Origin of the sequence: Candidatus Solirubrobacter pratensis (genome assembly GCF_000425945.1) — a bacterium.
Taxonomy (GTDB): domain Bacteria; phylum Actinomycetota; class Thermoleophilia; order Solirubrobacterales; family Solirubrobacteraceae; genus Solirubrobacter; species Solirubrobacter pratensis.
The window spans coordinates 394075-407901 of record NZ_AUEK01000003.1; the positions used below are offsets into that span (position 1 = coordinate 394075).

The 13827-nt window shown below is 72.9% G+C and carries 11 protein-coding genes; 2 read left to right on the top strand and 9 right to left on the bottom strand.

The features are described from left to right. Positions 1-63: 63 nt before the first annotated feature. A complete protein-coding gene (locus H958_RS0102050; RefSeq protein ID WP_028057440.1) occupies positions 64-450 on the top strand; it encodes a hypothetical protein in 387 nt (128 codons plus the stop codon). On the opposite strand, the gene H958_RS0102055 is transcribed toward H958_RS0102050, so the two are convergent. The 3 genes from H958_RS0102055 to H958_RS34340 all read right to left on the bottom strand — a co-directional run bounded on the left by H958_RS0102055 (position 416) and on the right by H958_RS34340 (position 3210). Then, positions 416-1381: a hypothetical protein gene (locus H958_RS0102055; RefSeq protein ID WP_028057441.1), complete on the bottom strand. Its 966-nt coding sequence runs from the start codon at positions 1379-1381 to the stop codon at positions 416-418. The genes H958_RS0102050 and H958_RS0102055 overlap by 35 nt on opposite strands. Before the next feature lie 77 nt (positions 1382-1458). Then, complete coding sequence (locus H958_RS34335; RefSeq protein WP_051323698.1) at positions 1459-2454, bottom strand: D-alanyl-D-alanine carboxypeptidase family protein; 996 nt, start codon at positions 2452-2454, stop codon at positions 1459-1461. Positions 2455-2457: 3 nt separating this feature from the next. After that, positions 2458-3210, bottom strand: a complete 753-nt coding sequence (locus H958_RS34340; RefSeq protein ID WP_051323699.1) for a rhomboid family intramembrane serine protease — start codon at positions 3208-3210, stop codon at positions 2458-2460. Between the two features lie 150 nt (positions 3211-3360). On the opposite strand from H958_RS34340, the gene H958_RS0102075 reads away from it, so the two are divergent. Then, positions 3361-5421, top strand: a complete 2061-nt coding sequence (locus H958_RS0102075; protein ID WP_028057442.1) for a methyl-accepting chemotaxis protein — start codon at positions 3361-3363, stop codon at positions 5419-5421. Between the two features lie 87 nt (positions 5422-5508). Here H958_RS0102075 and lipA read toward each other — a convergent pair whose 3' ends face one another. Genes lipA through H958_RS0102105 form a run of 6 tightly spaced genes read right to left on the bottom strand, consistent with a single transcriptional unit; the run spans position 5509 to position 13712 of the window. Continuing rightward, on the bottom strand, positions 5509-6495 hold the full coding sequence (lipA, locus tag H958_RS0102080) for a lipoyl synthase (protein ID WP_028057443.1): 987 nt from the start codon (positions 6493-6495) through the stop codon (positions 5509-5511). A 37-nt stretch (positions 6496-6532) separates the two neighbouring features. Continuing rightward, positions 6533-7330: an LLM class F420-dependent oxidoreductase gene (locus tag H958_RS0102085; protein ID WP_028057444.1), complete on the bottom strand. Its 798-nt coding sequence runs from the start codon at positions 7328-7330 to the stop codon at positions 6533-6535. Then, on the bottom strand, positions 7331-8008 hold the full coding sequence (lipB, locus tag H958_RS34345) for a lipoyl(octanoyl) transferase LipB (protein WP_051323701.1): 678 nt from the start codon (positions 8006-8008) through the stop codon (positions 7331-7333). A 22-nt stretch (positions 8009-8030) separates the two neighbouring features. Then, complete coding sequence (locus tag H958_RS34350) at positions 8031-9329, bottom strand: MFS transporter (RefSeq protein ID WP_051323702.1); 1299 nt, start codon at positions 9327-9329, stop codon at positions 8031-8033. Beyond that, entirely contained in the window at positions 9319-12408 is a 3090-nt protein-coding gene (locus tag H958_RS34355; protein ID WP_037408820.1) for a putative bifunctional diguanylate cyclase/phosphodiesterase, read from the bottom strand. The genes H958_RS34350 and H958_RS34355 overlap by 11 nt, the downstream gene beginning before the upstream one ends. Then, positions 12405-13712, bottom strand: a complete 1308-nt coding sequence (locus H958_RS0102105; protein ID WP_196807163.1) for an aminotransferase class I/II-fold pyridoxal phosphate-dependent enzyme — start codon at positions 13710-13712, stop codon at positions 12405-12407. Before H958_RS0102105 ends, H958_RS34355 begins: the two co-directional genes overlap by 4 nt. Between the last annotated feature and the right edge of the window lie 115 nt (positions 13713-13827).

A 13827-nucleotide genomic window follows, 5' to 3' on the forward strand; every position in this document is an offset into this window, starting at 1 on the left:
GGGCTGACCGCCTTCCGCCCCGCGGCCGATGGCGTGCGCGCGCCGCGCCCGTAGCGTGGCCGCATGACCAAGACACCACCGCTCGCCATCGCGCTGTCGGCGCTCGTCGCCAGCTACGCGATCGGCGCCGCACTCGCGCTCACCGGCGACGTCGGGGAGCTGGGCGACGTGCTCGGCAACGGCACGAAGCTGTCCGCCCCGCTGTTCCTGATCGCCGTCGAGGTGCTCGCCGGGCTCGCGATCCTCACGCGGCGCGCGCCGCTCGCCGGCGCCGTCGTGCTCGCCGCCGCCTCCGGCCTCAGCCTCGCCGCCGCCGCATTCGACGGCGACGTCGCGCATCAGGGCCTGACGGCGGGCCAGGTCGCCTGGCAGGGCGTCGAGGTCGCGTGCGCCGCGGCCGTCTTCGCCCTCGCCGTCACTCGTATACGACGACGTCCGGCCGCGGCGTGAGCGCCATCACCTGCTTGGGCGACATCGTGCTCGTGTCCTCCTGGTAGAAGAGCTTGAAGCCGCGCCGGAACTCCGGGGCCTGGTTCACGAAGTCGTGGTACTTGGCGACCTTCAGCGACTGCGTCCCGAAGCCGTCGACGTTGAGCACGTAGGCGAGCTCGTCGCGCGGCTTGAGCTGCGCCTCGGGAATCATGTCGTCGGTGAACTGGTGCACCAGCAGCAGCTTCTGCGGCAGGTCGTAGCGCTTGGTGAGCTGCGCCAGCCAGGCCGTCGTCGCGTTCACCTCGCGCGCGCCCACCCGGCCGATCACCTTGCCGGGCACCTGGCCCGGGCCCATCCGCCACTCGGGGTCGAGCGCGAGGCCGACGTCGGGCTCCTTGAGCCACTTGCGCAGCCGCGTGGTCTCGGTGAAGAAGTCCGAGCGGCCCGGCTGGATGTCGAGCAGCAGCAGCGCCTTGGCCTTGCGCGCCGCGTTGAGATAGCGGCGGATGACCGAGTCGGGCTGGCGCAGGTTGTAGCGGCCGCCGTCGCCCGGCGCCCCGGCGGCGACGACGGCGATCAGCTCCAGCGCGGGGAGGACCGGGCGCGTCGTGCGCCCGTACGGCTTCGCCTGCTTCTCCAGCCGCTTGACCGCCTGGGCCGGCGTGCCGATGCCGAGCGCCCCGAGCTGGTGGTCCTGTGGCGCGCCGTAGTACGCGACGACGCGGAAGTCGGGCAGGATCGTGCGCCCGCCGCGCGGCAGCTCCTTCGCCGGGCTTGCCTTAGCGGCCGCCGGCTCGCCGCCGCCCGGCGCCGGGGAGCGCGCGGCCGTCTCGCCGCCCGCGAGCGCCTTGACGGCGGCGACCACGACCACGACCGCGGCGGCCAGCACCGCGACGGCGGTCAGCCGTCGGCGGCGGTACACGGTGGGGGTCGTGGAGCCGACGGCCACCGCGGCCTCTTACCCGTCTCGCGAGGTGAGCACGCCGGGCATCTTGACGCGGCCGGTGCCCACCTGCCTGGAGATCGTCAGCTGACGCGCTCGGCGCGGAACCCGCGGTCGAGCAGCTGCATCGCCTGCTTGCCGGGGTCGGGCGAGTGCAGCAGCACGACCCCGAGCTTGATCGGGCCGCGCCGCGCCGTCGCGACCAGGCAGCGTCCCGCGGCCGCCGTGTAGCCGGTCTTCAGCCCCGTCGTGCCGGGGTAGCCCTGGCGCAGCAGCGGGTTGTTGTTGTAGAGCCAGAGCTTTCCGCCCTTGATCGGGAAGGGGAGCTTCGCCTGACGCCGGCGGACGATGCGCGCCAGCCGAGGCTCGCGCAGGACCGCGCGCGCGACCGCCGCGAGGTCGCTCGCGCATGAGTGGTTGCCCTTGTCCAGAAAGCCGCTGGGCGTCGAGAAGCGCGTGCAGACGAGCCCGAGCGCCTTGGCCTTCTCGTTCATCAGCTGCACGAAGCGAGGGACCGTCTTGGCGGCGCGCTGGGCGAGCGCGATCGCGGCGTCGTTGCCCGAGGGCAGCAGCAGCCCGTGCAGCATCGTGTTGACGCCGATCCGCTTGCCCTTGGGCAGCAGCCCGACGCCGGAGCCCTGATAGGCGAGCGCCTGCTTGGTGACGAGCACCTTCGCGCCCTCGGGCACGCGGTCGACGACGACCAGGGCGGTCATCATCTTCGTCAGCGACGCGATCGGCAGCACGCGCGTCGGGTCGCGCCGCCACAGCACGCGCCCGGTGTCGAGGTCGAACAGCAGCGCCGAGCGCGGCGGCTGCTTGAACCGGAGCTTGACCGCGTCGCGCGGATCCTCGAGCCGCACGGCCAGCGGCGAGGGCGCGGTCCCGCCGCCGGCCAGCGGCGCCGTCCCCGTGTCGGTCAGTGGCGCCTGCGGCGTCGGGGCTCCGGCCGCCCGCGGCTGCGGATCGCGCTGCAGGAGGATCGCGGCGGCCACGCCCGCGCACACGAGCAGGATCAGGGCGGCGAGAACGCCTGAGGCCCGCCGGCGCCGGCGGCTGTGGACAGCGTGGTAGGGCATCGCTCAGCGCGCCCAGGAGGTCCGGGCCTGCGGCGGCGGCGGGCGTTTGGCCAGCACCCGCACGGCCAGCAGGCCGAAGACGAACCCGCCGACGTGCGCGAAGTACGCGACGCCGCCGCCCCCGCCGCCGGGGTTCGCGAGGTCGAAGTAGCCGAACAGCGCCTGCTGCAGGAACCAGAAGCCGAGCACGAGCAGCGCGGGCAGCTCGAGGATCGTGAAGAAGAACACGATGAAGATCACCGTCACGACCCTCGCCCGTGGGTAGAGAACGAGATAGGCGCCGAGCACGGCGGCGATCGCGCCGGACGCGCCGATCGTCGGCACCTGCGAGCCGGGGCTGACGACCACCTGGAGCACGAGCGCCGCGATGCCGCCGAGCAGATAGAAGACGACGAACTTCACCGAGCCCATCGCGTCCTCGACGTTGTTGCCGAAGATCCACAGGAACAGCATGTTGCCGCCGAGGTGCAGCAGGCCGCCGTGCATGAACATGGCGGTGAAGACCGTCGTCCACGTCGCGGCGGTGGGCGGCGAGGGGCAGCCGGTGGCGATCTCCACCTGGTGGCCCGGGTGCGTGATCTCGTACGGGATCGCGGCGTGGTCCTGCAGGTTGCAGATGTACTGCGCGCTGCTCGGGTCGCCGAGCGTCAGGCCGCCCTTCTGCCAGAAGAAGTAGACGAGGACGTTGATCGCGATCAGCGCGATCGTGACGACGGCAGGCCTGCTCGTCGGGATGTTGTCGCGCAACGGCAGCACGGGCGGGGCCCCAACGGTAGCCGGTCGGCGTGACACGGGAACGCGGGGCGGAAGCCTCAGGTTTTCCCCCGATCGGTCGACAAGTGGCTTACCGCCCTCCGACCTGCGACGGTCAAAGTGACTCCCCTCTTCCGCCCCGCGTCATCGCTGATGGCGCGCCTGACGTATGCGCGCAAGTTCGCGCTGATCGGCCTCGTGCTGCTCGTGCCCGCCGTCCTGGCCCTGCGCGCGTACTGGACCCAGCAGGGCGCCCAGATCGCGTTCTCCGCAAAGGAGCGCGTCGGCATGATCTACCTCGAGCCGGCCAACGCGCTCGTGGTGCGGCTGGTGCAGGCGCGCTCGGCCGCCGTGCGCGGCGCGCGGGCGCCCTCGCTCGACGACGCGATCGCCGCCGTCGACGCGGCGCAGACGTCCGAGGGCGAGGCGCTGGAGACCACCAAGCTGTGGGACGGGCTCAAGGGCACGATCGCCAAGGCGTCCCGGACCACGGCCTCCGGGCAGGGCGCGTTCGACGCGTGGACCCCCGCCGTCAGCGGCGCGCTCGGCCTCGTGGTGCAGGTCGCCAACGGCTCGAACCTGATCCTCGATCCCGACCTCGACACGTACTACCTGATGGACACGCTGATCACGAAGCTCCCGACGGCGGCCGATCAGGCGGGCCGGACGGGCGATCTCGCGCTGATCGCCGGCGCCGGCGGGACGATGGACCAGCGCGTGGCGCTCGCGACCGCCAAGGGCGGCCTCTCCGGCACGCTGGGGCTGCTCTCGGACGGGCTCGGGACCGCGTTCACGCACACCGTGCGCTCGAGCCTGCGCGAGGAGCTCTCCGGCCCGCTCGGCGCCGTCAAGGGCGCCAAGACCGGCCGCGTGGCAGCGGTCGCGAAGATGGAGGCCGTCACCACGCCGGTCCTCGATCAGCTCCTGAAGGCCCGCGTCGACAAGCTCGCGCGCGCCCGCACCAAGCTCGCCGTCGTGTTCGGCCTCGCGCTGCTCGCGGCGCTGTACCTGTTCGCCGGCTTCTTCGTCTCCGTGCGCGCCGCCGTCAGCGAGATCTCCGGGCGCCTGCGCTCGCTCGCCGAGCGCGACACGACCGCCCTGCGCGCCGGCCTGGAGGCGATCTCGCGCCGCGACCTCACCGTCGAGGTGGTCCCGGAGACCGAGCCGATCGCACGGCCCAGCCGCGACGAGCTGGGCGACGTCGCCCGCGCCGTCAACGCCGTGCGCGAGGACACGCGCGCGTCGGTGGACGCCTACAACGGGACGCGTGCCGCGCTGGCGGAGGCGATCGGCCGCGTCGCCCGCGGCGCCGAGAGCGTCTCCGGCACCTCGCGCGAGATGGCCGGCGCGTCCGAGCAGACCGGCCGGGCGGTCGCCGAGATCGCCCAGGCGGTCGCCGACGTCGCCCGCGGCGCGGAGACGCAGGTCCACCGCACCGGCTCGGCCCGCGCCACGACCGACGAGGTCGCCGCCGCGACCCAGCAGGGCGTCGCCGACGCGCAGGAGACCGTCGCGGCCGCGCAGCGCACGCGCCAGGCCGCCGAGGCCGGCGGCGCCGCCGTCGGCGAGGTGTTCGAGGCGATGCGCGCGGTGCGCGAGTCCTCCGGCGCGGCCGCGGAGTCGATCCGCGGCCTCAGCGCCAAGTCCGACGACATCGGCGGCATCGCCGCGACGATCACCAGCATCGCCGAGCAGACGAACCTGCTCGCGCTCAACGCCGCGATCGAGGCGGCGCGCGCCGGCGAGTCCGGCAAGGGCTTCGCCGTCGTCGCCGACGAGGTGCGCAAGCTCGCCGAGGAGTCAGAGCGCGCCGCCGGCACGATCGCCGGCCTGATCCGCGAGATGCAGACGGTCACGGCGCGCACCGCGCAGGTGATCGAAGCCGGCGCCGAGCGCACGGCGGCGGGCGCCGCGAGCGTCGACGGTGCGCGCGAGGCGTTCGCGGTCGTGGGCCGCAGCGTCGACGACATGGCCGCCCGCGTGGAGGGCATCGCCGCCGCGATCGCCCAGATCGCCGAGCGCATCGGCGGCGTCGAGCATGACATGGGCGAGGTCACCGCCGTCGCCGAGGTCACGAGCGCCGCCTCCGAGCAGGTCACCGCGACCGCACAGGAGACGTCGCTGTCGGCGCAGTCGATGGCCGGCTCGGCCAACGTCCTCGCCGAGACCGCCTCCGAGCTGTCTCAGCTCGTGGCCGCCTTCACCCTGAGATAACTAAGGTCGGATGATCGGGGTGGGGCGGAGGGGCTGCATCGCCTTAAGGTTCGGATGATCGGGGTGGGGCGGAGGGGCTGCATCGCCTTAGACAGCCGCGAGAGGCCCGACGCCGGGCCGGTCCTGCTTGACGTGCTCGTCCGCGTGGTAGGAGGAGCGGACGAGCGGGCCGGCGGCGATGTGCTCGAAGCCCAGCTCGTAGGCCGCGACCTCGAGCGCCTTGAACTCGTCCGGGTGCCAGTAGCGGACGACCGGCAGGTGGCGCTCGGTCGGGCGCAGGTACTGGCCCACGGTGAGGATCGACACGCCCGCGTCGCGCAGGTCCGAGAAGGCCTCGACCATCTCGTCGTGCGTCTCGCCCAGCCCGACCATCAGGCCCGACTTGGTGACGACCTCGCCCTCGCCCATCTCGCGCGCGTTCTCCAGGACCCGCAGCGAGCGCTCCCAGCGCGAGCCGCGGCGGGCGACCGGGTACAGCCGCGGCACCACCTCGACGTTGTGGTTGAAGACGTCGGGACGCTCGGCGATCACCTTCGCGAGCGGCATCTCCTCGCCGCGGAAGTCGGGCGTCAGGCATTCGATCTTGCACTCGGGCGCCTGCATCCGGATCGAGCGGATCACGCCGCACCAGACCGACGCGCCGTAGTCGGGCAGGTCGTCTCGGTCGACGCTCGTCACGACCGCGTGGCGCAGGCCCATGCGCGCGACCGAGCGCGCGACGCGCAGCGGCTCCAGCGGGTCGTTCCACGTCGGCTTGCCGGTCTTGACGTTGCAGAACCCGCAGCGGCGCGTGCAGGTGTCGCCGAGGATCATGAACGTGGCCGTGCCGCGCTCCCAGCAGTCGCCGACGTTCGGGCAGGCCGCCTCCTGGCAGACCGTGTGCAGGCCCTCGTCCTTGATCTGCTTGTTCAACTCGCGGTACTTGGCGCTGCCGGGCGGCGGCACCTTGAACCACGAGGGCTTGCGCGTGCGGAACGGCAGGACGTCCTCGCCCAGCACCTTCGTGACGTCCATCCCTCCCGGGTTGGCCCGGGAGCGGGTCTGATGGACTCGGAGGAGGGGCTCGGCGCTCATATCAGGTCGGATGATCGGGGTGGGGCGGAGGGGCTGCTTACCTGATCGAGGGTATCGAGGCGAGCACCTCGGCCTCGGGGGCCGACTCGATCACGATCAGCGCGCGGTCCGCGCCGGCCTCCGCGACGGTGTCCAGGGTCTCCGGCGTAGCGCCGTAGTAGGTCACCGGCACGTGCCCGCCGGCGCGCTCGCGCAGCTCGGCGACGCGCTCACGCAGCTCGCCGAGGTCCTTCATGTTCGGCGTCCAGCCGTCGCCGTAGCGCAGCACCCGGTCGTGGACCTTGGGGCCGTTGCCGCCGATGTAGACCGGCAGCGGCGACTGCACCGGCTTCGGCCAGCACCAGATCGGATCGAAGTCGACGTAGCGGCCGTGGTACTCCGGCTCGTCCTGCGACCAGATCGCCTTGATCGCCTCGACCTTCTCGCGCATGATCCCGAAGCGGCGGTCGAAGTCGGTCCCGTGATTGCGCATCTCCTCGCGGTTCCAGCCCGCGCCGACCCCGAAGATCACCCGCCCGCCCGAGAGCCGGTCGAGCGACGCGACCTGCTTGGCCAGCAGGATCGGGTCGTGCTCGACGACCAGCGAGACCGAGGTGCCGATCTTCAGCCGCTCGGTGGCCGCCGCCATGTAGGCGAGCGCGACCCACGACTCGTGGGTGTGGAAGTACTTGCGCGGCAGCTCCCCGCCGCCGGGGTACGGGCTTTCGCGCGACGTCGGGATATGGGTGTGCTCGGCGATGCAGAGCGACTCGTAGCCGTGCTCCTCCGCCGCGCGCGCGAGCGTGGCGGGATCGATCCCGTCGTCGGTCGGGAAGTACGCGAGGCCGACGTCCATCTACGCCGGAACCGGCTGCTCGATGCCGAGCCGGGCGGGCGTCACGAGCCGCTGGCGGAATCCGAACGCCTCGCAGAACGCGTGGCCCATGCGCTTGCGGAAGCACGCGACGCCCTCGGACGCGCCCTCGGCGGCCATCGAGGTCATCCGCACGTCCGGCAGCCCGCACGCGACGACCCAGTCGAACGGCGCCAGGTCATTGTCGACGTTGACGGCGAACCCGTGGCTCGAGACGCCGTGCGAGAGGTGCACGCCGACCGAGGCGATCTTGCGCTCCCCGACCCACACGCCGACGTGCTTGTGCCCGAGTCTCGTGGTCGCCTCGATGCCGGCCCGTCCGAGGGCGGCGACGATCGCGCGCTCCATCGTGAGGATGTAGCCGGGGACGTTGGCGACGTGCATGATCGGGTAGCCGACGAGCTGCCCGGGGCCGTGGTAGGTCAGCTTGCCGCCGCGCGGCGTGCGCACGACGTCGATGCCGAGCGACTTGTAGTGCTCCTCGGGCAGCGGCAGCTCATCTGAGTCCGAGCGGCGGCCCACCGTATACACCGGCGGGTGCTCGAGCAGCAGCATCAGATCCGGCAGCTCGCCCCCGATCACGCGCTCGCGCAGGCGCTCCTGGAGCGCGGCCGCCTCGCCGTACTCGACCGTGCCGAGGTTGCAGACGAGCAGATCCATGCTCCGAGCTTAGTGAACGCGTTCAGGCGGTCGCGGGCTCCGGCCGGCCGTGCCGCGAGCGCACGCCCTCGACGGCGCGCACGCCCGGAACGAGCAGGGTCGCGGCCGTCACCGCGGCGCCGAGCAGCGCGGCGCCGACGAGCGTCGCGCGCGGTCCGATCGCGCCGCTGACCGGACCTGCGAGCGCGAACGAGACCGGCAGCAGGCCGATCGAGATCAGCCAGTCCAGGCTGGAGACGCGGCCGAGCATCGCGGAGGGCACGTGGCGCTGCTTCATCGTCGCCCAGACGATCGTCCCGACCGTCTCGAGCGCGTTGAACAGCGCGCTGGCGAGCATCAGCTGCCAGACCGCGGTGCCAAGTCCGTAGCCGGCGACGGCGAGCGTGGCGAGCGTCCAGGCCACGATCATGAACGTCATGTCGCGCCGCGGCATCCCGCGCCAGGCGAGCAGCACGGCGGCGATGACCGAGGCCAGCCCGCCGGCGGCGAAGACGGCGCCGAGCGAGCCCGCGCCGGCGCCGAGCTCGTCCTTGACGACGAGCGGCACGAGCACCTCGACCGGGCCCATGAACAGCATGTACGCGATCGCCGCGGTGGCGAACGTCGCCCACAGCCACGCCCGGCCGCGCAGGAAGCGCACCCCGTCGCGCAGCTCGCCGATCAGCGTCGGCGCGTCGCCGCGCGCGGGCGCGGCGGTGGAGGAGAGCATCAGCAGCGCCACGGCCGAGGCCGCGAACGACGCGGCGTCGAGCGCGAACGCGGCGCCCGCGCCGAACGCGCCCGTGATCGCGCCGCCGAGCGCGGGCCCGGCCATCCGCAGCGCGATCGGCCGCACGACCTGGTCGAGCGCGTTGGCCTGTGCAAGGTCGGTCTCGGGCAGCAGGCCGGGGACGAGCGCGTCGAACGCCGGCGCGTAGAAGGCCTGCCCGGTGCCGTAGGCGACCGCCAGCACGACGATGTGCCACAGCTCCAGCGCGCCGGTCAGCGCCAGCGCGGCGAGCGTCCCGACGGCGGCGAAGCGCAGCGCGTCGGCGGCCAGCATCACGCGGCGCCGGTCGAAGCGGTCGCTCGCCACGCCGCCGATCAGCAGGAACGCGATCGTCGAGACGGTCATCGCGACGCCGACGACGCCCATCGCCGTCGGCGCGTCGGTGAGCGCGTAGACCTGCCACGCGAGCGCCACGACGAACGCGCCGTCGCCGAGCAGCGACGCGCAGGTGCCGATCCACAGGCGCCGGAAGTCGCGGTGGCGCAGCGGCGCGAGCAGCCCGCGCCGCGCGATGCCGCCGCCGCGGTCCAGCGCCTCGTAGCTATGGTGCATGCGGGGCGGTCACGAAGGCCACCGACGCGTCGGCGTCCATCGGGCGCGCGAACAGGAAGCCCTGGCCCAGGTCGCAGCCGAGCTCGCGCAGCGCCTCCCACTGCTCGGTCACCTCGATGCCCTCGGCGACCACCTCGAGCGCCAGCGTGGCGCCGAGGCCGACGACCGCCGTCGCGAGGCTGCGGGCGCCGGGCGACGAGCCCTCCTGCAGGAAGGAGCGGTCCATCTTGAGGATGTCGACCGGGAAGCGGCTGAGGTAGCTCAGCGACGAGTAGCCGGTGCCGAAGTCGTCCAGCGCGAGGCCGACGCCCAGCTCCTTCAGCGCGCGCAGCCGCTCGACGGCGAGGTCGGTGTCGTCCATCAGGACCGACTCGGTGATCTCGAGCACGAGCCGCTCGGGCGGGAGCTGCGACTCCTCGAGCGCGTCGCGGACGTCGGCGACGATGTCGGAGTGCTGGATCTGCTTGAGCGACAGGTTGATGCTCATGCGCGGGGCCTTCTCGGCGCCGGCCGACTCCAGCCGGCGCGCGTGGCGGCAGCCCTCGCGCAGCACCCAGCGCCCGATCGGGATGATCAGGCCCGTCTCCTCGGCGATCGGGATGAACTCGACCGGAGAGATCATCCCGCGCTCGGGGTGGCGCCAGCGCAGCAGCCCCTCGACGCCCGTCACGGCGCCGTCGGCGAGGCGCACGACGGGCTGGTAGTACAGCTCGAGCTGCCCTGACTCCATCGCGCGCTGAAGGTCGGTCCGCAGCTCCAGGCGGGCGAGCACGCCCTCGTGCATGGCGGGCTCGAAGAGGCGGTAGGCGCCCTTGCCGTCACGCTTGGCGATGTACATCGCGGCGTCGGCGTCGCGGATCAGCTCCTCGGCGTTGCGCGCGTCGTCGGCGACCGCGACCGAGATGCCGATGCTGCCGCGCACGGTGACCTCGCGATGGCCGGCGCGCATCGACACGGCGAGCATCTCGATGATGCGCTGCGCGGCGTCGGCGGCGTCCTGGCTGTCGGCGATGTCCTCCAGCAGCACGGCGAACTCGTCGCCGCCGAAGCGGGCGGCGGTGTCGGCGCCGCGGACGTTGGAGTCCAGGCGCCGGGCGACCTCGACGAGCACCTCGTCGCCGGCGGCGTGGCCGAGCGAGTCGTTGATCATCTTGAAGTCGTCGAGGTCGACGAAGATCACCGCGAGGCAGCGGTCCTGGCGGCGCCCGCGCGCGAGCGCCTGGCGCACGCGCTCGGTGAACATCGCGCGGTTCGCGAGCCCCGTGACGGTGTCGTGGAACGCCTGGTGGGTCAGCTCGGCCTCGAACGCCTTGCGCTCGCTCACGTCGCGCGCGTTGAGCAGGATGCCGCCCACGTGCTCGACGTCGAGCAGGTTGGTCATCAGGATCTCGAAGTGGCGCACGCCGCCGTCGCGGTGGGCGAGCGAGCACTCCAGCGCCTCCGGCGCGTCGCTCGCGGCGGCGATGCCGACGGCGTGCGCGAGGGCCACGCGGTCGCCCTCGGACACGAGCTGGTCGAAGCGCGTGCCGAGCAGGTCGTCGGCGCCGTAGCCGAGGATGCGCTCGATCGACGGGCTCTGGTACGTGACGGTCGTGTCGCGGTCGACCACGGTGATGATGTCGCTCGCGTGGCGCACCATCGCGCCGAAGCGCGCCTCGCTGCGGCGCCGGTGAACCTCTTCGGTCAGCACCGCGCTGTCGACCGCGAGCGCCGCCTGCGAGGCGAGCGCCTGCGCGGCACTGCGCTGGGCCTTGTCGGCGGCGGCGGTGTCGGCGACGAGCAGCGCGCCGGCCTGCGCGCGGCGGGCGGCGAGCGGGACGACGAGCACGTGCCGGCGGTCGGCGGGCAGGCCGGCCGCGAGCGCCTCCTGCGCGGTCAGCCGCAGCGCGGCCTCGCCGCCGGTCACGGCTTCGAAGAGCCGGCCGGCGGGAAGGGCCTCACACGACCAGTCGCCCGCGGTCGCGGTGATCCGCAGCTCCCCCTCGGCGTCGCGAAGGCACAGCGAGGCGACGGCGTGCGGGCCGGCGAGCGACCGCGCGGCGGCCGCCACGACGCGGTCGACCTCGTCGCGCGTCGCGGCGACGACGAGCTCGGCGCCGGCGCGGCTGAGGACGCGCTCGCGATCCAGCGACCGGTCGCGCTGGCGCACGAGCCCGGCCATGCGGACGATGACGAGGCCGAACAGCCCGATCGAGGCCAGCCGGATGAACATGTAGTCGTAGTCGTTCGCGCGCAGGTCGTGGATCAGGCCGATCGCCGGCGCGATCACCGAGGCGCACGTGAGCAGCGCGAGGCGGAACGGCGTGAGCACGACCTCGCGCCCGGGCACCGGCTCGTCGATCCGCGCCATCGACGGGTGCAGGCCGCCCGCGCCCCACAGCACGTAGGAGCCGATCCAGCCCGCGTCGAGCCACAGCTGGTGGTCGTAGACGCCGTGCAGCGTCAGCAGGCCGTAGACGAAGTCGGTGACGAGCAGCAGCGCGATGCTGCCGCTGAGGAAGTAGAACGCGGTCTCGCGGCGCCCGGCGTCGAGCGCGAGGCGGACGGCGGCGCCGAGCAGGATCACATCCCCGGCCGGATAGGCGACCGAGACGAGCTTGCCCAGGAGCCCGAGGTCGTCGGCGTGCAGGTACGGCGCGACCAGCGAGATCCACTGGGGCAGCGCGAGCCCGAGCGTGAGGATCGCGCCGTCGATCAGGCTGCTGCGATCGCTGCTCCCCGAGCGCCGGCGCACGAGGATCAGCAGGCCGGCCATCATGACCGGGTACATCAGGATGTACAGCCCGTCGCCGAACGAGGGGAACGGCACCTCGGCGTGCAGCAGATGCGGGTAGCTGTAGGTGTAGAGGTCGCCGAGCCAGAACAGCGCCGAGCCGGCGGCGAGCAGGTGCCACGCCTGCGCGGCGGCCGGCTTGTAGCGGCGCACGCCGGCGAAGATCGCGATCACGGGCGTGAGCCCGATCAGGTTCATGAACGGGCCGCTGCCCTTCAGCGGCGCGAGGAAGAGGTACGCGGCGCAGCCGAGGGCGCCGAGCGCGAGGTACGCCGCCCACAGCGGGGGGCGGCGCAGCCAGGTCATGCGGCCGCCCTCTCGGCCGCGGCGGACGCCTTGCGCAGCTCTCCGCGCTCCACGAGCTCGGTCACCGCGGCGATCAGCCGGTCGACCTCCTCGACGGTGTTGGCGGCGGTGAGCTGGACGCGGAAGCCGACCTCGTCCTTGGGGACGAGCGGGTAGGCGGCGAGCGTGACATAGACGCCGCGCTCGAACAGGAAGCGCCCGACCGCGTCGATGCGGTCGTGGTCGCGCAGCGGGATCTCGATGATCGGGAAGGCGGAGCGATTGGGCGTCGCGACGTCCAGGCGCTCCAGCGCGTCGAGGACGCGCACGGTGAGCGCGTGCAGGTGCGCGCGCAGCGCGTCGCCGCGTCGCTCGTTGACGTCGAAGCCGGCCAGCACCGTCGCCAGCGAGGCGACGGGTGAGGGCCCGGAGTACAGGTACGGCGGCGCCGCGACCTTGAGCAGCTGCTTGACCTCGGTCGGGCAGGCGATGAACGCGAGCAGCGACGAGTAGGACTTCGAGAAGCCGCCGACCAGCACGATGCCGTCGTAGGTCTCGCCGGCGTAGCGGACGACGCTGTTGCCGCGCCTGCCGTAGGGCGAGAGCTCGCCGGGGCCGCGCTCGCCGATCACGCCGAAGCCGTGCGCGTCGTCGACGTACAGCAGCGCGCCGTGCCGGCGGGCGACCTCGGCGAACGCGCGCAGGTCGGGCGCGTTGCCGGTCATGCTGTTCACGCCGTCCATGCAGACGAGCCGGGTGGGGTCGCGCTCGGCGCTGAGCAGCTCGTCGAGGTGGTCCGGATCCTCGAAGCGGAAGCGGCGCACGGCGGCGCCGCGCGAGCGGGCGACCTGGCAGCCGTCGTAGATCGTCTTGTGGGCGCGCGAGTCGAGGAAGATCGTGCCGGACGCGGCCAGCAGCGGGATGACCGACATGTGGATGTGGGTGATCGTCGGCAGCACGAGCGAGTCCTCGCTGCCGAGCAGCGCGGTGAGCCGCTCCTCGATCTGCTCGTAGAGCACGGGGCTGCCGAGCAGGCGCGACCAGCTCGGGTGCGTGCCCCAGGCCTCCAGGTAGGGCTGGATCGACTCGACGATCTCGCGGTCGAGGTCGAAGCCGAGGTAGTTGCAGGACGCGAAGTCGGCGAGCCACTGGTCGCCGACGCGGATCATGCGGCCGTCGATCTCGTCGATGACCGCGTCCATCATCGGGTGCGTCGCCGTGAGCGCGGAGAGGTCGCGGCACGTGTCCAGCCAGTGCTCGAGCCACGGCTTCCGAGCCGGGGCCGAGGCGGTGCTGAGCGTCAGGGTGCCGATCTCCGGGTTCACAACCCGGATATCGGTCGATCTCCTCGACGCTTTAGAAGACTCTTCCGATCGACCGCTTCGATGCCATCAGGCTGACGCAGGTCTGTCCCGCCCCGGCGCTGTCGCCCCGGGGCGG

Excerpts from the sequence above, each read along its gene's own strand:
- H958_RS0102050 (WP_028057440.1), top strand. The coding sequence starts at position 64 with ATGACCAAGACACCACCGCTCGCCATCGCGCTGTCGGCGCTCGTCGCC.
- H958_RS34335 (WP_051323698.1), bottom strand. The coding sequence starts at position 2,454 with ATGCCCTACCACGCTGTCCACAGCCGCCGGCGCCGGCGGGCCTCAGGC.
- H958_RS0102075 (WP_028057442.1), top strand. The coding sequence starts at position 3,361 with ATGGCGCGCCTGACGTATGCGCGCAAGTTCGCGCTGATCGGCCTCGTG.
- lipA (WP_028057443.1), bottom strand. The coding sequence starts at position 6,495 with ATGAGCGCCGAGCCCCTCCTCCGAGTCCATCAGACCCGCTCCCGGGCC.
- H958_RS0102085 (WP_028057444.1), bottom strand. The coding sequence starts at position 7,330 with ATGGACGTCGGCCTCGCGTACTTCCCGACCGACGACGGGATCGATCCC.
- lipB (WP_051323701.1), bottom strand. The coding sequence starts at position 8,008 with ATGGATCTGCTCGTCTGCAACCTCGGCACGGTCGAGTACGGCGAGGCG.
- H958_RS34350 (WP_051323702.1), bottom strand. The coding sequence starts at position 9,329 with ATGCACCATAGCTACGAGGCGCTGGACCGCGGCGGCGGCATCGCGCGG.
- H958_RS34355 (WP_037408820.1), bottom strand. The coding sequence starts at position 12,408 with ATGACCTGGCTGCGCCGCCCCCCGCTGTGGGCGGCGTACCTCGCGCTC.